25 protein-coding genes, 1 tRNA gene and 1 other annotated feature are annotated in these 26281 nt (G+C 38.4%); of the genes, 22 read left to right on the plus strand and 4 right to left on the minus strand.

What is annotated here, in order from left to right:
* The 11 genes from ACTQ45_RS01110 (at nucleotide 1) to ACTQ45_RS01160 (ending at nucleotide 9857) form a co-directional block, all read left to right on the plus strand.
* Nucleotides 1-2319 (plus strand): phage tail tip lysozyme, encoded by a 2319-nt coding sequence (locus ACTQ45_RS01110; RefSeq protein WP_441762722.1) that lies wholly within the window; start codon nucleotides 1-3, stop codon nucleotides 2317-2319.
* Nucleotides 2316-2774 carry a DUF2634 domain-containing protein gene (locus ACTQ45_RS01115; RefSeq protein WP_441762723.1) on the plus strand — a complete coding sequence of 153 codons (459 nt, stop codon included), beginning with the start codon at nucleotides 2316-2318 and terminating at the stop codon, nucleotides 2772-2774. The genes ACTQ45_RS01110 and ACTQ45_RS01115 overlap by 4 nt, the downstream gene beginning before the upstream one ends.
* On the plus strand, nucleotides 2755-3816 hold the full coding sequence (locus ACTQ45_RS01120; protein WP_441762724.1) for a baseplate J/gp47 family protein: 1062 nt from the start codon (nucleotides 2755-2757) through the stop codon (nucleotides 3814-3816). Before ACTQ45_RS01115 ends, ACTQ45_RS01120 begins: the two co-directional genes overlap by 20 nt.
* A complete protein-coding gene (locus tag ACTQ45_RS01125) occupies nucleotides 3803-4582 on the plus strand; it encodes a putative phage tail protein (protein WP_441762725.1) in 780 nt (259 codons plus the stop codon). The genes ACTQ45_RS01120 and ACTQ45_RS01125 overlap by 14 nt, the downstream gene beginning before the upstream one ends.
* 13 nt (nucleotides 4583-4595) lie before the next feature.
* Nucleotides 4596-6368, plus strand: coding sequence for a phage tail-collar fiber domain-containing protein (locus tag ACTQ45_RS01130; RefSeq protein ID WP_441762726.1), 1773 nt, complete (start codon nucleotides 4596-4598; stop codon nucleotides 6366-6368).
* Nucleotides 6369-6669: 301 nt separating this feature from the next.
* Nucleotides 6670-6933, plus strand: coding sequence for a hypothetical protein (locus ACTQ45_RS01135; protein WP_441762727.1), 264 nt, complete (start codon nucleotides 6670-6672; stop codon nucleotides 6931-6933).
* Between the two features lies 1 nt (nucleotide 6934).
* Entirely contained in the window at nucleotides 6935-7066 is a 132-nt protein-coding gene (locus tag ACTQ45_RS01140; protein ID WP_441762728.1) for a CD1375 family protein, read from the plus strand.
* Nucleotides 7053-7457: a hypothetical protein gene (locus ACTQ45_RS01145; protein WP_441762729.1), complete on the plus strand. Its 405-nt coding sequence runs from the start codon at nucleotides 7053-7055 to the stop codon at nucleotides 7455-7457. Before ACTQ45_RS01140 ends, ACTQ45_RS01145 begins: the two co-directional genes overlap by 14 nt.
* A 1-nt stretch (nucleotide 7458) precedes the next feature.
* Nucleotides 7459-7722: a hypothetical protein gene (locus ACTQ45_RS01150; RefSeq protein ID WP_441762730.1), complete on the plus strand. Its 264-nt coding sequence runs from the start codon at nucleotides 7459-7461 to the stop codon at nucleotides 7720-7722.
* Nucleotides 7722-7994: a hypothetical protein gene (locus ACTQ45_RS01155; protein WP_441762731.1), complete on the plus strand. Its 273-nt coding sequence runs from the start codon at nucleotides 7722-7724 to the stop codon at nucleotides 7992-7994. The genes ACTQ45_RS01150 and ACTQ45_RS01155 overlap by 1 nt, the downstream gene beginning before the upstream one ends.
* A 45-nt stretch (nucleotides 7995-8039) precedes the next feature.
* A complete protein-coding gene (locus tag ACTQ45_RS01160; RefSeq protein ID WP_441762732.1) occupies nucleotides 8040-9857 on the plus strand; it encodes an N-acetylmuramoyl-L-alanine amidase in 1818 nt (605 codons plus the stop codon).
* A gap of 411 nt (nucleotides 9858-10268) precedes the next feature.
* Here the strand turns inward: ACTQ45_RS01160 and ACTQ45_RS01165 are convergent.
* Nucleotides 10269-10340 (minus strand) — tRNA-Arg (locus ACTQ45_RS01165).
* Between the two features lie 283 nt (nucleotides 10341-10623).
* On the opposite strand from ACTQ45_RS01165, the gene ACTQ45_RS01170 reads away from it, so the two are divergent.
* From ACTQ45_RS01170 to ACTQ45_RS01190, 5 genes are all read left to right on the plus strand, one after another.
* Nucleotides 10624-12504, plus strand: coding sequence for an FAD-dependent oxidoreductase (locus ACTQ45_RS01170; RefSeq protein WP_441750091.1), 1881 nt, complete (start codon nucleotides 10624-10626; stop codon nucleotides 12502-12504).
* Between the two features lie 218 nt (nucleotides 12505-12722).
* The gene (locus ACTQ45_RS01175) at nucleotides 12723-13700 is read left to right on the plus strand and encodes a polyprenyl synthetase family protein (protein ID WP_441762733.1); all 978 of its coding nucleotides are present in this window, start codon (nucleotides 12723-12725) and stop codon (nucleotides 13698-13700) included.
* A gap of 106 nt (nucleotides 13701-13806) precedes the next feature.
* Nucleotides 13807-15000 (plus strand): FMN-binding protein, encoded by a 1194-nt coding sequence (locus ACTQ45_RS01180; protein ID WP_441762734.1) that lies wholly within the window; start codon nucleotides 13807-13809, stop codon nucleotides 14998-15000.
* 178 nt (nucleotides 15001-15178) lie between these two features.
* On the plus strand, nucleotides 15179-16306 hold the full coding sequence (locus tag ACTQ45_RS01185; protein ID WP_441750096.1) for an FAD:protein FMN transferase: 1128 nt from the start codon (nucleotides 15179-15181) through the stop codon (nucleotides 16304-16306).
* A complete protein-coding gene (locus tag ACTQ45_RS01190; protein ID WP_441750097.1) occupies nucleotides 16296-17249 on the plus strand; it encodes a UbiA family prenyltransferase in 954 nt (317 codons plus the stop codon). The genes ACTQ45_RS01185 and ACTQ45_RS01190 overlap by 11 nt, the downstream gene beginning before the upstream one ends.
* Here ACTQ45_RS01190 and ACTQ45_RS01195 read toward each other — a convergent pair.
* On the minus strand, nucleotides 17246-17656 hold the full coding sequence (locus tag ACTQ45_RS01195; protein WP_441750098.1) for a NusG domain II-containing protein: 411 nt from the start codon (nucleotides 17654-17656) through the stop codon (nucleotides 17246-17248). The two genes, ACTQ45_RS01190 and ACTQ45_RS01195, sit on opposite strands and share 4 nt — an antisense overlap.
* A 162-nt stretch (nucleotides 17657-17818) precedes the next feature.
* On the opposite strand from ACTQ45_RS01195, the gene ACTQ45_RS01200 reads away from it, so the two are divergent.
* From ACTQ45_RS01200 to serS, 4 genes are all read left to right on the plus strand, one after another.
* Nucleotides 17819-18427, plus strand: coding sequence for a 50S ribosomal protein L25 (locus ACTQ45_RS01200; RefSeq protein WP_441750100.1), 609 nt, complete (start codon nucleotides 17819-17821; stop codon nucleotides 18425-18427).
* A gap of 225 nt (nucleotides 18428-18652) precedes the next feature.
* Nucleotides 18653-19819 carry a tRNA epoxyqueuosine(34) reductase QueG gene (queG, locus tag ACTQ45_RS01205; RefSeq protein WP_441750101.1) on the plus strand — a complete coding sequence of 389 codons (1167 nt, stop codon included), beginning with the start codon at nucleotides 18653-18655 and terminating at the stop codon, nucleotides 19817-19819.
* A 29-nt stretch (nucleotides 19820-19848) separates the two neighbouring features.
* Nucleotides 19849-20376, plus strand: coding sequence for a tRNA (cytidine(34)-2'-O)-methyltransferase (locus ACTQ45_RS01210; RefSeq protein WP_441750102.1), 528 nt, complete (start codon nucleotides 19849-19851; stop codon nucleotides 20374-20376).
* A gap of 33 nt (nucleotides 20377-20409) precedes the next feature.
* Nucleotides 20410-20629, plus strand: a binding site (T-box leader).
* Nucleotides 20630-20683: 54 nt separating this feature from the next.
* The gene (gene serS, locus ACTQ45_RS01215) at nucleotides 20684-21967 is read left to right on the plus strand and encodes a serine--tRNA ligase (protein ID WP_441762735.1); all 1284 of its coding nucleotides are present in this window, start codon (nucleotides 20684-20686) and stop codon (nucleotides 21965-21967) included.
* A gap of 72 nt (nucleotides 21968-22039) precedes the next feature.
* Here the strand turns inward: serS and ACTQ45_RS01220 are convergent, their stop codons facing one another.
* Nucleotides 22040-22876: an undecaprenyl-diphosphate phosphatase gene (locus tag ACTQ45_RS01220; protein WP_441762736.1), complete on the minus strand. Its 837-nt coding sequence runs from the start codon at nucleotides 22874-22876 to the stop codon at nucleotides 22040-22042.
* 334 nt (nucleotides 22877-23210) lie between these two features.
* On the opposite strand from ACTQ45_RS01220, the gene ACTQ45_RS01225 reads away from it, so the two are divergent.
* Nucleotides 23211-23714 (plus strand): PTS sugar transporter subunit IIA, encoded by a 504-nt coding sequence (locus ACTQ45_RS01225; RefSeq protein ID WP_441750105.1) that lies wholly within the window; start codon nucleotides 23211-23213, stop codon nucleotides 23712-23714.
* Nucleotides 23715-23772: 58 nt separating this feature from the next.
* On the opposite strand, the gene ACTQ45_RS01230 is transcribed toward ACTQ45_RS01225, so the two are convergent.
* Nucleotides 23773-24804: a lactonase family protein gene (locus ACTQ45_RS01230; protein WP_441762737.1), complete on the minus strand. Its 1032-nt coding sequence runs from the start codon at nucleotides 24802-24804 to the stop codon at nucleotides 23773-23775.
* A 146-nt stretch (nucleotides 24805-24950) separates the two neighbouring features.
* Here ACTQ45_RS01230 and ACTQ45_RS01235 point away from each other — a divergent pair, with 146 nt between their 5' ends.
* On the plus strand, nucleotides 24951-26165 hold the full coding sequence (locus tag ACTQ45_RS01235) for an AI-2E family transporter (RefSeq protein WP_441750107.1): 1215 nt from the start codon (nucleotides 24951-24953) through the stop codon (nucleotides 26163-26165).
* The last annotated feature ends 116 nt before the right edge of the window (nucleotides 26166-26281 follow it).

Consider the following 26281-nt stretch of genomic DNA (forward strand, 5'->3'; position numbering starts at 1 on the left):
GTGTCTAAAGTTAATGTCGACAATTTAAAACATTTAATTAATAACTTTATTGATAATAGGCAATTTGCGAAAGTTTCTGCGGGCACGATAACTTCTATTAACCCGCTCAAAATCAGATTAGAAAACAATATCGAATTGTCCGGCGAATTAGTGACTGTTACCTGGGCGGACCAATTAGGTCCAGAATCGCTAAATCAAAAAATCTTCTTGATTCGTCAAGACACTGGCGGACATTATTACGCTTTGCCTAAATTCACCTCGACACAGCTGGGTCGCTTAAATAGTGACGGCTTGGCGAATCTGGGCAGTACAAATGGGTACGGAAACTATGGCACAGTCACTAGCTCAAATGCCTGGCTTAAAGATAGTCAAATGGAAGAAAATGCTCAATATATTTGGACGTGGCTTAAAGACAATGGTTGGAGCGAACAAGCGGCTGCCGGTTTTTTAGGGAATACGCATGTCGAATCTTCACATAACCCTGGTATTTATGAGAATTTAGATGTGGGAAATATGCAACGAGGCTTCGGTCTAGTGCAGTGGACGCCCGCTTCAATTTTTCACAATTGGGCGAAAGCAAATAAACTCGATCCAACTGATATCAAAGCACAACTAACCTCGGTAAGCGGGGACACATTAAGACACTGGATCATGACAGATGAGTTTCCGTTGTCATACCAAGCGTTTAAAACTTCGACGGATAGTCCGACGAATCTTGCACGAGCTTTTATGAAGAATTTCGAAAGACCCGCTAACCAAACGCAACCTAAACGGGGCGAATGGGCCGAATATTACTACGCGAGATATAAAGGTAAAGTTTTCCGTCCGTCAAGTGGTGGCCTAGTTCAACCGAAAGCCGCGTCATTCGACACAAGCAAGGCAACACGAGCGACAGCCGTTTCAACAGTAGGGTGGAATTTAGAAGAAGTGAACCGCTTTAAAATGAACGCCGCTGACCCGCCACACGTGACGGGGACTTACATTGATAACTTCTTGAAAAGTTATTATTCAGACAGTCCGCTCATCGGACAAGGCGAAACAATTAAACGCTGGTCTGATTATTACGGCATATCAGTAGGAGCGGCGCTGGGTGTGTGGGCGAAAGAAACGACATTTGGTCGAGGACACCCTGGCAAAGTAGACCACAATTACGGCTGTATGACAGCTGCGACCGCGCCACAATACCCAAAAGTATATTATGGCGATCGCTATTGGGTGAAATTTCCAAGCAAGAACGTGGGAATAGGTGAGTGGTTTAAATACGTTCGCTATCGCTACATTGAACAGGGCTTGGCTAACTATGAAGCGTTTCTAAATGTGTATAGCCCGCCGTTTGAGAACAATCAAGCGACGTTTAAAAACATCATGTGGGGCGTAATTAAAGCGTTCGGTTACAACGCAAGCGATTCCGTTGTTAAGACGAACTTGTCTAAGCAGTCGGATGACGTGCAAACACTTAATATTAACCAAGTGGCCAATCCTACTGACTATCAAACAGACGCACGCGTCGAAAAGATATTGCAGTGGTTTGAAGCAAGATTAGGTAAAGTCACCTACTCAATGGCAAACAGAACAGGACCTAACAGTTACGACTGTTCAAGTGCTGTTTTTTATGCGTTGATGCACGCCGGATTTCTTCCGGTAGGAACTTGGCCAGGAACAACGGAAACGTTATTTGGCTACGAAGGAAAACGTTTAATTCGAATCAACCGCAATGAAATTCGGCGCGGAGACATATTTGTAACAGGTATTCCAGGCCAGTCATCGGGGGCAGCCGGACACACTGGTGTAGTCTACGATTCAAATCGAATCATACACTGCACATATTCGAAGAACGGTATCGTGATTACGCCGATTGCTGGGTATACTAGTTCAAATACACGCTGGTATCGACTGGCAGGTACTGGGGCAAGTGCAAATACACCGGCTATCTCAAATGCGACAGCGTCTAAGATTGAAGCGGCTATCAGCAAAGCGACTGCACAAGTTGGTAAACGCTACGTGCTAGGCGCAGTTGGGCCTAACGCTTTTGACTGTAGCGGTTTAATTTATTATGCCTACCGTGCTGCCGGATTTAAAATAAACCACCGATGCACGACCTACACGATGAACGCGAATCAAGCACCATTTAAAACAATCAGTCGAGGTGAGCTGAAGCGTGGTGATTTGATAATGTATCCAGGTCACGTCGGTATTTATCTAGGACCAACATTAAGCAGTCCTAAATCACTAGTACACGCCGCCACGCCATCACTTGGTGTTATTTATCAGCGGGCAGATTCAATGCAAATAACAGGCTATAGGAGGGTTACAGGATGAGTGTTCCAGAAAAACCAATACGCGATTTCAGCTTGGAGGCTTGGGCCGCTATTGAAGATGCAGTTCAAAGTGAGAATATGGATGTCGTTTCAGCGTCGGAAGAACATCCTCCTTCCTTGACACTGGATGAAACAGACATTTTAAGAGAGATTGACGGCGTAAACGCTTTGAAGCAAAGCATCCGACGGATGTTAACGACAGAGCGATTTACTCGTACGATTTACGACCATAGTTACGGCATCGAGTCGGAAGATTTGTTCGGAAACGATTCGGAATTTGTGGACGTAGAAATCGAACGACGCATTAAAGAAGCGCTGAACGAGGACGACCGGATTTTAGATATTCATGGTTTCGACAAAGTATTTGTCGGCAATGAGTATCGGCTAGTCTTTACGGTGGACACAATCTTCGGCGCAATGGAGGAGGTGGCAGAATTTGGCTTTAATACAAACTAAAGAATTTGATGAGATTCTAAGCGATGCGCTGGATCGTTTTCGTGCAAAATATGATTTACGTCAAGGATCGGTGCTATATAATTTGACCGCGGCAATTGCCCAAGAAATTGCCATACAATACATGTATTTAGAAGAGTATTCCAACACGCAATTCTTAGACACTGCTTACGGCGAGGGGTTAACTCGTCTTGCGTCGCAATTCGGTGTGGACCGTATGCCGGCTTCGGCAGCGTTACGAGAAGCTTTTTTTATTGAGAGCATTCCTATTGGGACAAGATTTTCCATCATTGACACAGACGCGAATTTCGTCGTCACCGAAGACAACGGCGGTGGAATGTATTTCTTATCAGCAGAAGATTTAGGCGCTGAAGGCAACACCGTTCAAGGCGAATTGTTGAATATTGACCCGCTGGACACGTTCAGTGGTGCGGTATTAGGACGTGTCGTCATTGCGGGGGAAGATGAAGAAAGCGATGATGATTTACGTGAAAGAACCGCCGCCAGAGTAAGAGCGCCGTCTCTATATGGGACAGTGGCACAATACGAAGCGTGGGCGAGAGACTTTGAAGGTGTTGGCTCTGTGAAGATTGAACCACTTTGGGACGGCGCTAATACGGTTAAAGTGGCAATTACTGACGCGACTGGTTCAGAGGCGAGTGCTGAGCTGGTAGCACAGTTGCAAGAATACCTTGATCCCGAGCCTCGTGGCCACGGATTAGGGGTGGCACCGATCGGCGCAATCGTAACAGTCGAAAGCATTAATGCAGTAGCCGTAACAATTGAAGCGGATATTCGATTGGATATCGACTTTGAGATGACTAACGTGGAAGAGTTAATTCGAAACGAGTTGCAAATCTACCTAGCCGGAGAAGCCTTTAATGATTCAGAAATTAAAATATTCAAAATCTTAACTGTGATTGACCGGGTACAAGGAATCCGAAGTGTCAGCGGCGTGAAAATTAACGGGGTCGCTGAAAGTCTACTAGTCGATAATGGGGTGCCTGCTTACCTGCAAGGGGTGATTCTGAATGATATTGGATGATATTGAATACAGACTACTCAGTAGTTTTGATTACATTGATCCAAAAGTTCGCGATTATTTCCTAGCAGTTGAGCCGGAACTCCGGACGGTCGGGCAACGGATAATTGACGAAAGGTCGCTTGTCCTGTTGCAATATGCGGACGAAACTCACATTAAACGCTGGGAAGAGTCAGTTCAGGTTAATCCTGCACCTAGTGACTTGGAACAGCGTAGGCGCTACTTACAAACGCTGCTTGTGACTAAAATTAAAGTTGGTGCCGATTCGCTAAGTACGCTGGTCAAACAATTTACAGGAGCCAGTAATAAAGTCGAATTTATGAATGATGAGTCGATTGTCAAAGTGACGCTATTAAGTGGGATAAATAAAAGCTTGATGCACCAATTTGAACTGTTGCTGAAACAAATCATTCCGGCTCATCTGTATTACAAAATAGACATGGATTACGATTTAGAAGCTAGTCTAAACTTAGCAAACTATAAATCCGGCACGATTGAATTAGAGGTGACCGATCAATATGAAGGTTATTTCGAATCAACTGGCGGGGTATTTGGGTCAGGGGGATCTGTTGCGAGTGTGACATTTACCGAATTTACGGATCAATACCACACTAATTTAGCATTGGACGGCGTCGCTCAGTCTGGTGCTGGCTATATCCATGCAACACTTTACGAGATGACAGACCAAAACGACGTCCTTATTACAAGCTCAGGCGAGTCTTATACAGTCAGCACTGCGGAATTTATCCAAGAAATATTAATTGATTAGGGGGAATTATTAAATGTCAGAATTTTCAAAGGTAGTTATCACGAAAAAAGGTCAAGCACTCATGGCCAAGCTGATGAGTGGATCGGGCAAGGTAGAATTTACAGAAATTCGCGTGTCTGAAACAGCATATAGCGAGTCGCAATTAGAAAACCTTACGGCACTAACAAACGTGAAACAAACAACAGCTGTATCTAAAGTCACACGAACTAATGATGTGGCTGTTCAAGTAGAGGGGGCTGTTGGAAACGAATTGCTATCCGTCGGCTATTACATGCGCACGATTGGCTTATTCGCAAAAGACCCTCAGGACGGCATTATCCTGTTTGCTGTAACGACAGCCCAACAAGCCGGTTTTATGCCACCTTTTAATGGCAAAACGACAAGCGGGGCGCATTTTAAAATTGTCACAACAATCGGAAATTCGAGTAATGTCACAATTCAAGTTGATCCAGCAGCAGTTGCCACGATTGGGGATATACGAGACCTAGAAGCCCAAATCATCGACTTAAAATCGTACGTCGGCTACAAAGATGAAGATATATTAGGTTTAGAGGTTGACTTCAAAGCAAGTAAATTCACTCGTCTCTCAGGTGCTGTCAATCGTACTCCAGGAACCTCATTTGATGGCTTTAAAATGTTTGGTGGACGTAAGCGTTGTATGCTAACTAACGACGGTGTCAACTTAGGTTACTTAGGAGACGCAGGCTATACCGAAACAGGTGCCTTAGCTCAGCCAGTTACAGAAAATGATGTGACGTATCCAGTAGGAACCCCCGTCCAGGTGATGGTAGAACAACCTAAATTTTATTATAAAGTCGTGCCTCTAGTGACAGAAAAAATTGAAGGTGGAAAAGGTCACCATTTAAGAAAAGCTCGCTACTATATATCGGATACTCCTAAACTCGGCTTTAAGCTTCACCCAGCCTTTATCAAGAACGGTGAGGTTCTTAACCGCATTTACTTATCAGCGTACGAGGGGAGCTTGTATGACGTGTCAGCGAGTGCATACAACTTGATTGATGACCAAGCTGGCGACTTTACAGCTACGACTGGCGACAAATTAAGCAGTATCGCTAACGCCAAGCCAGCATCAGGATTGACTCAAAACATGACCAGGTCCGGTGCAAGAATTGTGGCTCAAAATCGTGGGGCTGGCTGGGAATTGATGTATGCAGCAACAGCGGCTGCTACTCAATTACTTTTTGCAATTGAATACGCAACCTTTAACACTCAAACGGCGATTGGCACGGGTGTTTCAAAAACGGATGATGGTGCAACAAACCAATCTGACCCGACTGGTGCGACAAGCGCTTTAGGTAATGCTTCTGGAAAAGCTGAAAGTGGCTTGGTAACCTATCGTGGCGAAGAAAACTTTTGGACGAATATTTGGAAATGGGTGGATGGCATGAACATTAAACCGCAAGGTTTACACGAGCTGTACGTCGCTGACCACGCTTTCGCAGATGATAAAGGAGACGGAAGCTATATAAACGCTGGTATCACCATGGCGAAAGTAAATGGTTATGTCTCTGCGTTCGCTTACAACGAAGCTTTTGATTGGCTATTTATGCCCTCTGACACGGTTGGCGGTAATAGTTCGGTCCCAGTAGGCGATTACTTTTATCAAAATGCGGTTTCTACGGAGGGTTGGTTTACTGCTATCTTGGGTGGTAATTGGGGTAGCACGTCGAATAATGGCGGTTTCGATTGGTATTTGACTCATTCGTCGGCTATTCGGGATCGTAGTCGTGGCGCTCGCTTGGTGTATGCCGCGAAAAATTTATAATAATTAATAATTAACATTGGTAATTGCAACACAGACTGTGGTTACGCGCCAAAACATATAATCTCAATAGAGTCGCGTTAGTAGGTTAACACTCGAAAGCTCGGCTTAATTGCATACAAATCGGAAAGGTACTTAATCATTTGAAACGACTTGGAAATCTATATGAAAAAGTATACGACATGGACAATTTAAGGTTGGCTAAACACTGTAACTCGCACAGATTGTATCAGAAATATAGCGCATCGCTTCAGGTGCACTCAGATTACTATTACACACATTACATAAAAGGAGGAGTTGCATAATGATAGACCACGGAATAGTAGAAAGTAACACACTGCCAGAACCGATCGTAGTTGACGAGTATTCAGTTTGGGAAGCAACAGATATTGAAGAATTTCAAGTCGAGGTTAAAACTGGGGAAGAAACAGTACCAGTAGTACATTACCGCTACCAATTAAAGCAATACACGAAAGATGATTATATCTTGTCGACCATTAAACAAAATCAAACGACTTCAGATTTAGCAATCGCTGAACTGGTCGAGATGATGTTAGGAGGTGTCTAATATGGTAGGAGTATATGTCAGATTAATTAACGCCGGTCTTCGCAGACTAGAAGACGTTCCGTCAATTTTTTATGACGGAGTCAAAGCAGAGATAGACAAACAAAACGGCGGTGGCCAACATGTCAAACCGTGAGCTCAAACGTCAACTAATTAAAGAGGCTGAACGGAAACCGCAAATATTCTACAGCTTTTGCGTTTCGTTTATTAGTTTGTTCTTCGGAGCATTTACTATTTATTACGACGGCTATTTAATTGCTAACGCCGAGCCTTATTTTTCTCGCCTCCCGGAAGATATTGTCGGCGCGCTGCTTATCATTTGGGCCGTCATTAAAATTTTGGGGGTGATTACAAATCGGACCCTCTTAAAAAGAGTTGGTATTTTAGGCCTGTCAGCACTTTGGACAGGTCTTTTAGTGTTGGCAATTACCTATAGTTTTGGTACCGGCTATCCTAACCCGTCCTACATGTACATCGCTTTAGTCGCCGCGATATGTTACCGAATATCGTACAGGGGGGATTTCTGATTTGAATGAAACGACGTCTATTTTTCTCACGCTGATCGGAGGCGGTACAGTCGGAGTGATTGTCAGTGCTATTTTTCAATTTTTTAACGCCAACAAAACTAGCGCTAACAGTTTATTAACGATCGCTCACGGCAGAATCGAAGAACAAGAAGAAACCATCAAGGAATTGAAACTTGCCTATGATTTAGAACGAAACGAAAAGCACAGAACCCAAGAAGAATTTCACCGCTACAAAATGTTAAATCCGGTAAAGGAGGAAATTTAATGGATAACGAAACAGTTGCTTTAGTGGTTGTCATCGCAATCGCAATCGCGGTAATTTCAGAAATCGCAAAAGCGTTTGTAAAATTAACAGCCGAACAGATCCACTTGCTAAATTTATCATTAGGCGTTGTCGGAGGAATCATTGCCATGCAAATATTCGGTGGAGATTTTGCATCCAATGTATATGTCGGGGTGACAGGCGGGATCGCCGCACCTGGTATTTATGAACTGGCCACAAAATTATTTAAGCTTAAATTACCAACAAGCTTGTAAGACGGATTAACCTCCGTCTTTTTTATACTCAGAAAGGAGCATAAAATGGATATTAAAACAATGGCACAGCTGATTAAGAAGTATCCGTCCCCGATTTCAGAATTGACTAGATTAGCTCAAGCCGTCCACGAGACAGGCAATTTTACGAGCAACATTTTTAAGAATGCCAATAACTCATTTGGCATTAAAGCAAGTGCACCGTGGACAGGCGATAGCTACAACGCTAAAACAGGCGAAACGGTGAATGGTAAAGAGATTCAGATTCGGGACAATTTTAGAAAATACAAAACGGTTGAAGATTCTGTCGCAGATCAGGCGCTATTCTTTGTATCGACCTCACACCGTAAAAACGTGGCTTATAAAGAGGCGATTGAGGCTAAAAACTACCAAGAGGAAGCTAAAGCCTTAATGGGTCCAGGAAGATACGCAACAGATGTTCCTACCTCAAACTCAATCGGATATGAAAAGAAATTATTGAGAACAATTGAGAATTATGGGTTAAAGGTCTACGGCATGAAAGAAAGCGCAAGCTTGAAAGATATTGAAGAGGCTCCTAAGGAAGAAACGAATAAAGGGGAAGATAAAACAATGGGATTTTATATTGGTTTAGACATTGGTCACGGTGCGAACACGTGGGAAACCGGTGGAGGTAAAGGGGTCAAAACAGGTGGGGTGGTGTACGAAGAACACACCTTTAATTCAATCGTGGCAAGAAAATTAAAAACACTACTCGAAAGGTCTGGTCACAGAGTGACGTTTGGAGTCCAGCAACCTATGGCTAATGACACGTCTCTTGTGTCAAGAACCAACCGCTTTAAAGCTGAAAAAGTTGATATTATGGTCTCTATCCATGCTAATTGGATTGGGTCATTTAAAAACTCAACAAATGGTATTGGTGCGTTTTATGCAGCCTATGCAGCAGGAACACGAACTAACAGCTCTAAGCGACTAGCTGATGCGATCATGAATCAATACCGTAAGCAAGGTCAGGATATTTACGGCGCTGGGTCAATTCCGTCTGTCTATTCAAATTGGACGAATTTCCATATGACACGAGAAGTAACCATGCCAGCGGTCTTAATGGAGCTAGGTTTTATGTCAGGAACGAAAGATTTTGATAAAATCTTTGGTAGCCAACAGGACAAATACACGACTCAAATGGCAGAAGGAATGGCTAATGGAATTAATGCTTACTTTGGTATGCAAGAAATACCGGCAGGCGCTATTCCGTCAACGCCCTCATCAGGAGGAGGCGGTTTAGACGATGTGAAATGGCCAGCCTATAAAGCGCCGACACAAGAATTCGGTGCAGTGAAAGATGGAGCTAAAGTTAAGATTCGTAAAGGGCATTCAGCATGGTTTATTCCGAATAACCCAAGTTTTGGTAAAAAGCCATCAAAAGACTTTGCCGGTGATACCGATATCGTCGTTAAATCAATGGCTGTTAACGTGAGCTACTCTAAACGTGCCTACCTGCTGAAAAACAAGGTTAGCTGGATCCTAGAGCAGGACCTAGAAGAGCCAAGAGCTAATTGGGGCGCAAGTAATGCCAGCTTAAAAACACACACGGTTAAATCTGGCGAATATTTATACTTAATCGGCGAGAAGTACGGAATTACAGTCGCTAACATCAAGGACTGGAACGGACTATCATCGAATGTAATTTTTAGTGGTCAAAAATTATATGTTGAAGACCCGTCTAAAAAGGCACAAGAGCCGACAAAACCACTGCCTCCGACAGATGTAGTTGAAGCGCCTAAAGAAGAACAGCCTAAGGATGACGGCAATCAAACGCCAGCCATCGAGTTAAAAGACGGAGAATTTCTCTGGGAAGGCAAGAAATACAAAATCACTAAAGCTTAATAATGGACATTCAGCAAAATAGACACTGCTATTAGTTGAAATCCAAGTTCTATTTCCATAAAACGTTAGAAAATCAAAATAGAAACCCCACTACCTTAATCGGTGGTGGGGTTATTTTTTTTGGTAATTGTTTTTCTTCTAACATTAATCGACCATTATTATAGTACTTCTTTTTATTTACGGAAACAATTTTGTTCCAAATATTGTCAATACCGCCGTGACAACAGATATCACTACGAGTGAGTTTAAAACAATATAATAGTGGGAACAAAAAAAGACCTCCGCTATGGTGGTCTATTGTTTGTGTAAAATTTGTGTAAAATGATTTAATAACTAAGGTAATTCTAAAAATAAAAACGTTGTTAAATCAGGATTTAGGTTGGCTAAGACAGGCTAAGATTTGTTATAAAATGCCTCCGAAGGGAATCGAACCCCCATTTCAAGAACCGGAATCTTGCGTGATATCCATTACACTACGAAGACCTAACTATTCAATAATACACAGATTTGAGTTTTTTTGCAAGATAAGCCTCATAAATAGTAATTAGTTCGAATTAAGATTAATAAAATTGCAACTGTTTGTACAGAACCTCACATTGTGAGGTCGATAGGATGCATTAATTATAAATCTTTTACTTTGCTAAAAAATCTATGAATAAAGACTAGTTCTTAAACATAATTAAAAAAATGTTAAAAATAAGTTGTCATTTTTGCTTGTGAAAGGTATACTTAATGAGGATAAATTTTGAAGGGGGAAGTGGAGATTTTGGCAAAAGAAATAGTTATTGTCGGGGCTGGGTATGCAGGTATTGCTGCTGCTCGAAAATTAGGTAAGAAGTTTAAGAAAGATGAATCAGTAAACATTACATTAATTGATAGACATTCATATATGACCTATATGACTGAATTACATGAGGTCGCAGCAGCGCGAGTAGAACCTGATGCAATTAAGTATGATTTACAACGCATCTTCAAGAAGTTGAAGAAAGTAGATTTGGTTACAGATTCAATCACGAATATCGATTACGATAAACAAGAACTAGTTGGTGAACAACGCAATTATAAATACGATTATTTAGTTCTTGCGATCGGTGGAGAAGCCAATGACTTTGGTGTTGAGGGCGTTAAAGAACATGGCTTTACTTTATGGTCAATTGAAGCAGCAGAAGAAATACGCAAACATGTAGAAGAAACAGTTTATGCTGCATCTCGTGAGCACGATGACGTTAAACGTCGCGCTATGTTATCATTTGTAGTCTGTGGGGCAGGCTTTACAGGTGTTGAAATGGTCGGCGAGTTAAACGAATGGTTACCTAAATTAGCAAAAGAATATAAAATCAAACAGAGCGAAATTTCAGTACATAACGTTGAAGCAGCACCTTCAATTTTAAATACTGTAACTGAAGTTGAACAAGAGCGTTCATTAAACTTCATGCGAAAAGAAGGCATTCAAGTATCTTTAGGTGACGGGATTGTAAAAGTTGCTGAAGATCATATTGAATTGGCTTCTGGACGTAAAATTCCATCATATACAACAATTTGGACTGCTGGTGTTCAAGCGAATCAAGAAGCTGCAGAATGGGGCTTTGAAAGAGCAAGAGCTGGTCGTTTAGTTGCTGACGAGTATATGAAAGCTAAGGGACACGATAATATCTGGTTAGCAGGAGATGTAGTTTACTATGAAGAACCAGAAACAGGTCGTCCTACGCCACAAATTGTACAAGCAGCAGAACAAACGGGTGATACTGCAGCACACAACTTAATTGCGGCAATCACTGGTGAAGAAAAAGAAGCATACAAAGGTAAGTACGACGGAAACATGGTTTCTATCGGATCTCGCTATGGTGTAGCTTTATTGTATGATAAATATCACTTACAAGGCTTTTTAGCTATGTTTGTAAAACATGCAAGTAACATTATTTACTTCTTAAGTATCAGAAGTTTCTATTATGCATTCATGTATGTTAAACATGAGTTCTTTGATGTAAAAGACCAACGTAATATTTTCCGTGGCCATACATCAAGAAAAGGTAACGTATTATGGACAGTTCCATTACGTATCTTCTATGGTGCAATGTGGACCGTTGAAGGGCTGAAGAAAACATTTGGTATGTTTGGTGGTTCTTCTTGGTTCGGAGATAATGTAGTATTCCCATTCCCATGGCTACAAGAAGTAGTGTCTGGTGCATCTGATGCGACTTCATCTGCTTCAACAGCTGCAACAGAAGTTGCTGAAACAGTATTTAGCTTGAACTACGTTTACGGCGAAGAGCCAATGCTAGTGTTTGACTCAATGCCCGGTTGGTTCGCTTCAATTATGGAATTCATGATGCCTAATCAGGATGTTGCCTTGTTTATGCAAAAAATGATGTCATTAGTAGAATTAGGAATCGGTTTAGCTCTTATGGCTGGATTATTCACCTGGATTATCAGTGCAGTAACAGTAGGTTTAGTAGCAATGTTCTGTTTATCAGGAATGTTCGTTTGGGTAAACATGTGGTTTATTCCAGTTGCGATCGCACTTATGAATGGTTCTGGTCATGCATTTGGTCTAGATCATTGGGTAATGCCTTGGTTAGGTAAATTATTAGACAAGTGGGTTTATGGTACGCCTAAGCATATCTATAAACCAGGAATCGATAACTAATCGAACATTTTAATTAAAAAGATATAACTAACAAATACTGTTAGGAGCTGTAGGTGAGAAAGGTTAGCAAATGATGCGTCATAGCTGATTCTCGCATTAAACAAGCTACTAGCAGTATTTTTTTGTATAGTAGTGGAAATTTAAACTTATAAAGCGAAATAATTCGACTAATATAGTATAATTAAACAATCAAAAAATAAGAACGGAGAAAGATAGCCTTGGTACATGCTATTTGGCAAGATTACCCTGAAATCGAAGCAGCATTAAGAGAAGTAAAAGAGATAATTCATCAAGAGCTTGCGATTAGTTCTCCTTCAATCAGAGACATCATACGTGACTATATCGATGCATCGGGGAAGTATATACGAGCTGGGCTTTGTATAATGTTTGCGAAGTTAAATTATGGAAGCATTCCTCGTGAAATACTCTATTCTGCTGCAGCTATCGAAATGTTACATCTAGCAACACTCATTCATGATGATGTGATAGATGAAGCGGATAGTCGACGTGGAGTGAAAGCAATACATAAACAGCATTCGAATCGAATTGCGATATATGCTGGAGACTATTTACTCGCATATTCAGCAAGGCTGTTTAAGGAAGCTCATAAATTATATGAATCTACTTCAATGGATGACTGGGTGATTGAGAGAATTTTAGATGGAGAAATCAGTCAGCTTGAAAATCAATTTGAACAATCTATTTCTATCTATCAGTATTTGAGACAAATTCGAGGTAAAACAGCAATGCTATTTGCTTTGTCTGTTTTTTCAGGTTCAACCCGCCCAGAATTAAATCGATTTAAAAGTCGACAAGCATTTTATATTGGACTTGAAATTGGAATGGCTTTTCAATTATCTGATGATTTAATCGATTATCAAATTGATCAGAGAGCTTCAGGTAAACCACAATTACAAGATGTTCAGAATGGAATTTATACGGCACCATTGATTTTAGCAATGCAAGAAGAGACGTTCAATAAACAATTGATTCACTCGCGCGGGCATAAGTGGACAGAGAATGAATTGACAGCTTTAGTTAATGAGATGGAAAAATTTAATGTGTTTAATCGAACGAATGAACTTGTTGATTCGTATTTAAAAAAATCTTTGAAGAAATTAGATAAATTATCTTCACAACAAAGTAAAGATGAAATAAGACAATTATTGAATGCTGTTATGAAACGAAATTTTTAGCTTGAAATTGGCACTTTACTAGACAAAATCAGTAAATTGATTTACTATTAAAGTAAGAGTTACAAGAAATCTATACTATTAGATGTAGCAAAAGGAGAGAAATAACATGGAAATGAAAAAGATTTTTCTTAAGAGTACATTATTATTAGGATCGGTATTCGTATTAGCTGCTTGTGGAAGCGATGAGCCTCAAACTGAATCAACACCAGAGGAAACTTCAAGTGTTGTCGAGTCAGATTCTGAAGAAACTGTAGAGGAAACAGTTGAAGAAGAAACAACTGAAGAAGAAACATCAGAAGAAGAGTCAACTGAAGAAGAAACATCAGAAGAAGAGTCAACTGAAGAAGAAACATCAGAAGAAGAGTCAACTGAAGAAGAAACATCAGAAGAAGAGTCAACTGAAGAAGAGACATCAGAAGAAGAGTCAACTGAAGAAGAAACATCAGAAGAAGAGTCAACTGAAGAAGAAACATCAGAAGAAGAGTCAGCTGAAGAAGAGACATCAGAAGAAGAGTCGACAGAAGCAGAAACATCAGAAGAAGAGTCGACTGAGGAAACTGCAGAAGGTTTAGTAGATGGTGAATATACTGCTGTATCTAATGTAGACGAGAATGGTTGGTCAATTTTACATGTAATTACTGTAAAAGATGGCGAAGTGACAGATTCAAACTTTGATTATACTAATGCTGACGGTGATTTAAAATCAGAAGACGAAGAGTATAATAAAATGATGGAGGAAAATGCAGGCGTTTCTGCAGCAGATGCAATGGAAGAATTAAACACTGCATTAGTAGAAACACAATCAGCTGATGTAGATGTTGTTTCAGGTGCTACTAGCACTTCTGAATCATTCGTAAAATCTACTGAAGCATTATTAGCTGCAGCCGCAGAAGGCAACACTGATGAAATCAATATTGATGAATTAGGTGGAGACTTACAAGACGGTGAATATACACTAACAACTGAAGCTGACGAACGTGGCTGGGCTCACCAATTTACATTAGTAGTTAAAGATGGCGCAATTGCTGAATCTAACTATGACATGGTAAATGAAGCTGGCGACTTAAAATCAGAAGATAAAGAGTACAATGCTAACATGGAAGATGGAACTGGAACTTCATTCGCAACTGCAGTAGAGGAATTAAACGCTGCATTAGTTGAAAACCAATCTGTTGAAGAAATTGAAGTAGTTTCAGGTGCTTCAAGTACATCTAATGCATTCTTAGCTTACGCACAACAATTATTAGATGCTGCAGCAGAAGGAAATACAGATCCAATTGAAGCTGAGTTAGTAGAATAGTAGTTAAGTTTAAAAAACTTATGAATGGAGAAGAAATCTTAAAGATTTCTTCTCTTTTTTTATATCATAAAGACAGGAAGAACTTGGAAGGAATCTACTTCTAGTCTATACGCATGCCATATCAATATGTTAAACTATTAACTATTGATAGTTTATTTATGAGGAGAGAATGATGACCATGTCATACACTAATAAAGCTAAAATTGGAGTGCTCTTAGCAAGTTCTTTAATGCTCTGGGGCTGCCAAGATGAAGAGGTTACTAAAAATAACGAAGTAGAGGTTGTCACGCAAGCGTCTCCGACAACAGAAGAATATACTGGTGAAGAGCTAAAAGTTTCAAAGACTCCAGTCTCTAGAACAGAAACGTTGTTACATACTGCTGTTCAAATTCAAATTTTTCATGAAGGTGAATCTGTTGATAAAGCAATGGATGAAGTTTATAGATACATGGAAGAAATGGAATTACAATTTAGTACTAATTTAGAAGGATCCGATGTTTATCGAATAAATCAAGCAGCGGGAGAAGAAGCTGTAGAAGTTGATGAGGAAACTTTTGCAGTGATTAAACATGCCTTGAGTATCGCTGAGCAAAGTGAAGGGAAATTTGATGTGACGATTGGTGCTGTAACAAACTTATGGCAAATTGGTTCTGAAGATGCTCGTAAACCCAGCGATGAAGAAATTGAAGAAGCGCTTGAGTTAATTGACTATCGTAAAGTCACATTAGACGAAGAAAAGCTTACAGTTAAACTGGAAGAAAAAGGAATGGTTATTGAACTAGGTGGAATTTCTAAAGGCTATATTGGTGGAAGAGTCAAAGATATATTAGCGAGTTATGGTGTGACAACTGCAATAATCAATTTAGGTGGAAATGTTGTTGTGATGGGGACATCACCTGGAAATGATGAAGGATGGAATGTAGGAGTCCAAGATCCAGATGAAAGCCGTGGGCAAGTTGTTGGTACGCAAAGAATGACTGATAGCGCTATTGTGACATCAGGAATATACGAACGTTTTCTAGAAGTAGATGGTGTTAAATATCATCATATCTTAGATCCTAAAACGGGGTATCCATTAGATAATGAATTGTCTGGTGTGACGGTTTTTGCTCAAAGTTCATTTGAAGGAGATTCTTATTCAACTGCACTTTTCTTGTTTGGTATAGAAGAAGGTATAGAATTTGTTGAAACAATTGATGGTCTAGAGGCTGTCTTTATTGATAAAGATCATGGTGTTCATTTGACTTCGGGATTAAAAGATTCTTTCGAATTAACTAATGAGGAGTATCATTTAGATGAACAATAAAAACTTAACAATATTTTTGGAGTTTGTGGAAATCAGAACGAAAATAGCGAGTATTTTCCCGATGATAATTGGTTTTTTATGGACCGCGTATCATTATCAACAATTTAACTGGTTAAACTCATTCATTTTTGCAATTGCAGTGATTTCTTTTGATATGTGTACGACAGCGATCAATAATACGATTGATTTTCATAAAGCTATCGATTTGGAATATAAAAATCAAGAAAACGTTATTGGGAAAAACAATTTAAGTCTTAAAAAGATGGTATATATTGTCTTGGCTTTACTATTGTTTGCTTTCGCGTTTGCTATTTCATTGGTGTTTTTAACGGACTTTCTTCTGTTAATTTTAGGCGGTCTGTGTTTTTTATTAGGTATTATTTATACATTTGGTCCAACACCTATTTCAAGAAGTCCTTATGGGGAAGTAATGTCAGGAGTCACAATGGGTTTTGGAATATTCTTTTTGGCTATTTACATGACAATGTATGAAAGTATTCTATCAAGCGTACACACAGTTGGGAATATTATGATTAATTTTAATTGGTTTGAAACTGTTAAGATTTTTATGATGAGTATTCCTTTGATATGTTTTATAGCTAATATCATGCTAGCAAACAATACAAGAGATTTAGAAACTGATGTCGTTAACGAACGAAAAACGCTGGTTTATTTCATCGGAAAAAGGAATGCAGTCATCCTTTATCAAATCTTGAGTATAATCCCTTGGCTTGTTTGGCTGTTATATATAATTAGTGGCATTCTTCCAGTATGGGCTTCGTTAGGTTTAAGCGTGATTCCAATACAATATAAAAGCGTATTAAGATACAAAGAAAAGCAAACAAGAGAAACTTTTCCGGAATCAATCAAAAGTTTCACCTTGTTTGCGAGTATGTATCTTATTATATTGTTAATTGCTAATGTCATTCAATTTTTCAGCTAGAGAGGTAAAATTAATTCATCTTCAGCCATTGTGCCCAGAATTTCGATAATCAGTCCATGTGGCAGACAAATAACAGTTTGACCTGGACGACTTATCCAACCAGTCTTTACACCGACTTGATCAGGACTGTTGTCTTCCTTGATACGTATTTGCTTGCCGTTTTTTTCGATGATATTGTACTGGCCAGGATTAGGGTGATACGTTTTAATTTCTTGTTCAGAACCTTCCTCTAATTCAAAACGATCCACTTCTTGTCCATTAATTTTGACTATAGCGACAAGAGTTTGATTACTAGATTGGTTACCATAAACATAAGCGGTTAAAATGTTTGGTGTTAAAGATAAAAGAATAGAAAGGCCGATTATGACAAAGTCATAAGGGCGAAATTGTTTCAAAATAGCTCTCATAAGCTCACCTCAGATTCGTTTCTTAGCAAATTTTGTGTCACAACTAGTATTGTAGTAGAAAAATGATGATTTTTCTAGCTTTTATACCAATTTTTTGGTATTATACATGATGTGCGAAAATACATATAGGCATTAACTAAGTAAAAAGGAGAAATAAATACTATGGCAATTAAAGCAGAATTAAGAACAAAAACTGGTACTAGTGCGTCACGCAAAGCTCGTCAAGAAGGTTTGATTCCTGTTTCATTATATGGAACTGATTTTGATGCATTATCATTAACAATCAACCGCCGTGAGTTTGAAGCATTATTGAAAAAAGAAGGGGCTAACGCAGTATTCGATTTAGCATTTGACGGAAAAACTCAAAAAGTTTGGATCAAATCATTCGCAAAAGCTTCTTTACAAGATACTTTCTATAGCTTAGATTTAGAAGCAATTTCAGCTAACCAAAAATTAACGGTTGAAGTTCCATTATATCTTGTTAACGAAGAAACTGTTCAAGAAGGTATTGTTGAATTAATCGCTAACACGATTCAAGTAGAAACAACACCAGATAACATTCCTTCAAGTTTCGAAATCGATGTTAAAGGTGCTGTAATTGGTGACGTTAAAACTGTTAGTGATTTAGTTGTACCAGAAAACGTTACTGTATTAGATGAAGCTGATCGTACGATCGTTTCTGTATCTGCTCCAACTGAAGAACCAGTTGAATCAGATGAAGAAGTTGCTGAACCAGAAGTAATTGGATCAGAAACTAAAGAAGAAGAGTAATCAACAATAAGATTATTAACCAACATTAACGGATAACGTTAATGTTGGTTTTTTTATTCGTTAAGCGACATATTCGCTTTGTTTTAATAGTGATAAAGGTATCGTGTGGATAGAGATAGAAGCTGAAAACAGCATATACAGTGGTAATATTTAGGAAGGCACAAATTTTAGTGATGATTTCTTAGATTTTTGATACAATAATAGGGAGCGGAAGAGGTGATTATTATGAGTCATACACTACTAAAAGAGAAGATTAGATTGGCTGCTAAAGAAATTGGAATAGATAAAATTGGCTTTGCAACTGCTGAACCTTTTGACCATTTAAAGGAATCACTTGAAGAACAGCAAGCTGCTGGACATTCCACTGGTTTTGAACATAAGGTATTAGAAGAACGTTTGTATCCAGATAAAATATTTAATAAACCGAAAACTATAATTTCGATTGCATTAGCCTACCCAAGTAAACTGAATGAGCCACACCCACAAGACAAAGATAATCGACGTGGAACCTTTGCCAGAGCCTCTTGGGGTGTCGATTATCATGATATATTACGCGATCGTATGGAAAAACTCATTGATTATATCAAAACTGAAGCGTCAACAGCCACGTTTAAGCCTATGGTTGATACAGGTGAGCTTATTGATGTTGCAACAGCTGAGAGGGCAGGTTTAGGCTTTATCGGACGTAATGGCTTGTTGATTACAAAGGAATTTGGCTCCTATGTTTATTTAGGTGAAATAATTACCGATTTAGAGCTTTCACCGGATGAGCGTGTCCCTTTTGGATGTGGTGATTGTATGCGATGTATTACTGCTTGTCCACCGAGTGCCTTATTAGGAGATGGTCGAATTAATGGTCGAATTTGTCTGTCTTATCAAACTCAGACTAAGGGCTATATGCCAGAGCAATATCGCCGTCAAATATCTCACGTTATTTACGGTTGTGATATTTGTCAACTGGTTTGTCCTTATAATCAAGGGATTGATTCTCATATTCACCCTGAAATGGAGCCGGATCCAGATGCAGTACAACCTGCTTTAAAGCCACTGTTAACCATTTCAAACAAAGAATTTAAAGCACAATTTGGTCATATGGCTGGTTCTTGGCGAGGTAAAAAACCCTTGCAACGAAACGCAATTATTGCTTTAGCAAATTATCGAGATCAGACTGCATTACCTCAGTTAATTGAAGTGATGGAAGAAGATCCAAGACCGATGATTCGTGGGACTGCCGCTTGGGCAATTGCTCAAATTCAACGTTATCGTAATGACGTATTGACTGAATGTGTTGCTGACCAGTTAGCTAAGGAAACAGATGAAGAAACAATTGAAGAGATGACCAAAGCATTAAAGACTTTAGAAAATAAAAAATTACCGCGATCAATGCGGTAAAATAAACCTCAAAGAAACTAGGAGATATTGTGAAAAATCATATTGCGTTATTTGAACCATTAATGCCAGCCAACACTGGAAATATAGCAAGAACTTGTGCGGGTACAAATAGTAGTTTACATCTTATCGAGCCTTTAGGTTTTGATACTTCAGATAAAATGTTGAAAAGAGCAGGCTTAGACTATTGGCATAATGTTGATATTACTTATCATGCTAATTTAGAAGCGTTTATTGAATATGTAGGTCAGCGTTCATTATATTTAATTACCAAATTTGCACCAAGAGTTTATAGTGAAGCCAACTTGGCAAAAAACCAGACTGGAGAACAATTTTTCTTGTTTGGTAAAGAAACAACTGGTTTGCCGGTTGAATTGATGGAAAGTCATAAAGCAGATAGCTTAAGAATACCAATGAATGATGAGCATGTGCGTTCATTGAATTTGTCGAATTCTGCAAATATTGTTATCTTTGAAGCGCTAAGGCAACAAAGGTTTGCAGGTCTTGAAGCAATTCATCATTATGATGACACTGAGAAAGCTTTAGAATTAAACTGGTAGGCTACTTGACTTTTTGAGTAGCTGATTTATAATAAAGTAAATATGAAACGAATAGTAACTATTAAGTTTGTTCAGAGAAGCGACGGTTGGTGAGAGTCGTTCAAGCGAGATAGTGAATCCACGTTTTTAATAGCCTATGAAAACTTTTGATTAAGTAGTGCCGGTGTTCGCCGTTATCGATTTAGAGTGCATGACGAGACTAGACTCGTTATGAATACGGGTGGTACCGCGAGTTTAGACCTTCGTCCCAGATTTATTTGACGAAGGTCTTTTTGCATACAAATTTATATTTCTGGGAGGAAACATCATGTTAGATCGAAAATTATTACGTGACCATTTTGAAGAGGCAACAGAATTATTAACGAAGCGAGGTATTTCTCGTGAAACGCTTGAAACGTACCGTGAATTAGATGAGAAAAGATTAGCTTTATTAACAGAAGTAGAACAACAAAAACAAACTCGTAATCAAGTGACTCAGGAAATTGCAACACTTAAGAGAAATAAAGAAAATGCCGATGCTAAGATTGCCCAAATGCAAGAAATTGGTAAAACAATCAAAGCGAACGACGATGAATTAGAATTTTTAGCAGGTAAATTAGAAAAAATTGAACATACTTTGCCTAACGTTCCACACGCATCTGTACCTGTAGGTGAAGATGAAGACGATAACGAAGAAGTTCGTCGTTGGGGAGAGTTACCAAACTTTGACTTTGACCCCTTAAACCACTGGGATATTGCTGAAAAACTCGATATTCTTGATTTTGAACGAGGGGCTAAAGTTGCTGGAAGTCGATTTGTATATTACAAAGGTTTAGGAGCGCGTTTAGAACGTGCTATTTACAACTTTATGTTAGACCAGCATACCCTGCACAACGGCTATACTGAGATGATACCTCCTTATATTGTTAATGAAAAAGCAATGTTTGGAACTGGTCAATATCCGAAATTTGTAGAGGATACGTTCCAATTAAATGACGATCGTCATTTTACTTTGATTCCGACGGCAGAAGTACCTTTAACTAACTATTATGCAAATGAAATTTTAGATGAAGAAGCATTACCAATTAAATTTACTGCTTTAGCACCATCATTTAGATCAGAAGCAGGAAGTGCTGGGCGCGATACACGTGGATTAATTCGTATGCATCAATTTAATAAGGTAGAATTAGTTAAATTCTCACATCCGGATCACTCATATGATGAGTTAGAGTCAATGACCTTAGACGCTGAAGGCATCCTTAAAGCGTTGAAATTACCCTATCGTACAATTGTTTTATGTACTGGAGACATGGGTTTTTCGGCTGCGAAAACTTATGATATAGAAGTATGGGTTCCGGCTCAAAATACTTACCGTGAAATTAGTTCTTGTTCAAACTGTGAAGCTTTCCAAGCCAGACGTGCGAAAATCAGATACCGTAGTTTCGAAGGTAAGGTTGAGCAAGTACATACTTTAAACGGCTCAGGTTTAGCAGTTGGACGTACAGTCGTTGCGATATTAGAAAATTACCAACGTGCTGACGGAAGTGTAGAAATTCCAGAAGTATTAATTCCTTATATGGGTGGCGTGAAGGAAATCACTGTGTCAAAATAATTTGCAAAAATAGTAAAAAAATCACCACACTCTCAAATGAGTTGTGGTGATTTTTCTCTTGAAAATGATAAATTATGAGTTGAATAAGAAATATAGAATGACAAGAGAACCTAAAATGATTCGGTAATAACCAAATACTTTGAAGTCGTTGCGTCTAATATAACTCAATAAGAATTTAATAGCGATAAGTGAGACAACAAAAGCAATCAACATACCAGATAGCAAGTAAACTAACTCTGCACTTGTGAAGTTAAAACCGAATTTCACAAGTTTTAAAAAGCTAGCACCAAACATAATTGGAATACTCATATAGAATGAAAACTCAGTTGCTACACTACGGTCCATCCCTAGAAGTAAACCACCAATAATGGTTGAGCCTGAACGAGACGTCCCCGGGATAATCGACAGTGATTGGAATAGACCAATTTTAAATGCATCTAAATAAGAAATATGGCTTAACTCATCAATTGAATGAGAATGCTTGCCTTGATGCTTATTTTCAATCCAAATAAATACAAAACCATAAGCAATTAATGCGATTGACACGACCCATGGGTTATAGAAGTACTCATCCATATAATCATTAAGGATAAAGCCGAAAATCGCAGCTGGTACACTGGCAACCACTACTTTAAACCAAACAATCCATGTTGCTTTTTGATCTTCTTTTGATTTTTTGGGTGAAAAAGGATTAAGTTTATTAAAGTAGATAACAATCACTGCAAAAATTGATCCTAATTGGACTAAAACCAAAAACATTTCCGTGAACTCTGGACGGATACTTAATTGAATGAATTCATCAATCAAAATCATATGACCAGTACTGCTGACCGGAAGCCATTCTGTAATACCTTGAACAATACTTAAAATGAATATCTTTATTAATTCAATAATTTCTAAATTTTCCAAAACTTGAACCTCGTTTCTCTTTTTACTAAATGCATTATACACTAAATTCATAGAAAGTGTACATCAGACTCCTGAAGCACTTGAGTGAGCTCTTCTTTAAAGAGGGAAAATGACTTAAAAAGTTTAATTAACCATAATTTTAAACTTTTTTTCTGTTTCAGAAGCTTTTCCTACCTGTTTTCATAGGATTCGTTTATAATAGAGTTAACAATGTTAATTATGAATGAAACACACCATTCATCAAATAAGGTTAGTTGACTAGACAAAAGGCGAAAACTGATGATATATTTACATTGGGAACACCATAAAATTTTATTGAGTGAGGAGTGAAAAAATGTTTGGATTATTTAAGAAAAAAGATAAACAAGAAGACATCGTCAAAGAACTAGATGTTTATGCTGTTGCAGACGGAGATTTAATTAATATCGAGAATGTTAACGATTTAGTATTTGCTCAAAAGATGATGGGTGATGGCTATGCTGTTGTGCCAGATAATGGTGTAATCACTTCACCAGTAGCAGGGAAAGTTGGCACAATATTCCCAACAAAACATGCCATTGGTTTTGAAGCACATGGCTTAGAAGTTCTGCTTCATATGGGAATTGATACTGTATCATTAGATGGCGGACCCTTTCAATCTACTGTAAGCGAAAATGAACAAGTAACAAATGAATCAGTGGTTTCAAATGTTGATTTAGAGAAGCTAACAGAAGCTGATAAAGATAATGTTATGATTGTAATTTTTACAAATGGTAATGATGTAATTGAAAGTTTTAACATTACAGCAACGGGTCGCGTATCAAAAGGACAAGTTATCGGAAATATTCGTTTAAAATAAAAGTAATAAAAAAGCGACCCCCATGATTCATTGGGGTCGCTATTATTTTTAACAATGATTAGGCAGAAGCGATACACACACATTCTGGTGCAAATGTTTCGTTGTTTACGAACTTCAGCTCACCAGTTTCAGTGTTGCGAGAAAAAACTGTAATGTAATCACTATCTTGATGTGCCACAAGAACAAATTGATCTGTCATGTCTAAGATAAAATCTCTAGGGATTTGACCAACAGTATCAATTTCCTGAACTTTCTCTAATGTTCCATCTTCAGAAGCAATAGAGTAGGCGGTTAATACATTGTGGAAACGAGTTGACGTATACAAGAATTTACCATCTTTAGTTATGCGGATGGCTGCTCCTGCGGATTCTTCTATTTGATCATTTGGAATGTTGGTAACAGTCTGAATTTCTGAAAGCGAACCGTCTTTAGCTACTTCTAAAACGATTGTTGTACTATTTAATTCACCAATGGCATAAACAAGCGGTTTAGCAGGGTGAAATACTAAATGACGTGGTCCAGTTCCAGGAGTAAGTTTTAATTCACTCGCTAGTGAGAGTTGGCCAACATCATCGATGGAATAAGTTGATATAATATCAGTACCTAAATCGCAAACGTATAAGAGCGTTTGATCAGCGTTCATATCTGCGAAGTGTACATGAGAAGATTGTTGGTTCTTATGAACACTCGAGCCTTCATGTTGAACAACTTGGACGTGACTTAGTGTATCGTTGTCGTCTAATTGATAAACGTCCACAGTACCACCATGATAATTTGAAACATATATTGTACGACTAGTTTCTCGAAAGCTTACATGACAGCCTGGAATGTCGCTACCAAAAGAACGAGCAATTTCATTCCATTGCCCATCTTGTGAAAGACGGTAAGCAACGATCCCCCCTTTATTATCTTGCTTATGAATCGCACATAATAAATCCTTGTCCTCTGAAAGTGCTACGAATGTAGGGCCGTCTAACTCACTAATTAAACTGGAAGAACCAAAAGTGCCTGTTTCAGGATTAAATTCAATTGAATGAATCCCTTTGTTTTTGCGTTTTGTATAGCCACCTAATATGTAATTCTGTATCATATACAACTCTCCTTCGTTACCAAAATATAATAAAAGTATAACATAAAATTATAAAATAATCTTATTCAAGCCTTTAGACTGATGTAATATAACTGACATTAATCTATGATAAAATAATCTAATAATGAGCGTCAGGAGGAAGATATATGCGTCGCAATGGTAATATGAATAGTTCAATTAGGAACACTTGGTTTTTCCAACGATTTTTGAATAATAAGGCTGTGACAAGTTTATTAATCATATTGCTAAGTTTACTTATCATTAAGTTATTTACTCAAATTGCCTATTTATTTAGTCCAATCTCACAATTTTTTAATTTTATTGCCTTTCCAATCATAGCAACTATTATTTTATTTTACTTAGTTTCTCCAATTATTAACAAGTTAGACCAAAGAGGAATAAATAAGCGGGTATCAATTTTTGGTTTATTCATCGTTATTGTTTTATTAATTGTTTGGGGAGTTTCATATTTGGTACCAATTCTTCAAAATCAAACAAAAACTTTCATGGACAATTTACCAGGATATATGGAAACAATCGATAGAATGATAACCGAATCTCCCTTTATACCTAACGCAGAGGCTGTATTTCCTAATATAAGTTCATATATTGAGAACTTTGATTTAGCTGTTATTACTGAACAAATTAATCCAATTCTTACTTCTACCTTTGGAAGTTTAGGAAGTGTGATAGGAACAATCACACAGCTTGCTACAGGTTTTGTGATGATTCCTATTTTGTTATATTATATTTTAGTTGAAGGAGATAAGATATCTCAACAAATATTACATCACATACCTACAAAGTATAGACCGACCACTAGACGGATCATGTACCGAGGAAATTACCAAGTCTCCCAATATATCCGTGGTCAAATTCTTGTGGCTTTAATCGTCGGTATTATGTTTGGTGTTGGTTACGCCATCATCGGCTTAGACTATGGAGTCACGTTAGCCGTTATCTCCGGATTATTGAATGTGATCCCTTACTTAGGCTCCTTTATAGCGGTTGTACCTGCTTTAATTATTGGTTTATTAACATCACCGCTAATGTTTGTAAAAGTAATTCTCGTTTTAGTGATAGAACAAACGATTGAAGGACGAATCGTTTCACCTCAGATTTTAGGAAATAGTATGAAAATTCATCCTGTCACGATTTTATTGATCTTAGTTGGTGCGGGTCATATTTTTGGTTTAATGGGAGTTATTCTTGGAGTGCCTGGATATGCCGTTATCAAAGTGATAATATCTGAATTGTATGGTGTTTTTCGTGAGCAATCGGGCTTATACGATGAGGATGAAGCGCCTATTCCTTTGATTATTGAAGAAAATGAAGGAACAGCAGAGAATTCTGATGATTAGAAAGTTATGAACAAGAAGAAATTAATAGCGAATATGCTTGACGATTAAATCAAAGCATTCGCTTATATTGAGAAAGAAAGTTGGACAATTATGAATAAGCAATACAATCCCATTAA

This window comes from Fundicoccus sp. Sow4_D5, assembly GCF_052116365.1.
Lineage (GTDB): Bacteria > Bacillota > Bacilli > Lactobacillales > Aerococcaceae > Fundicoccus.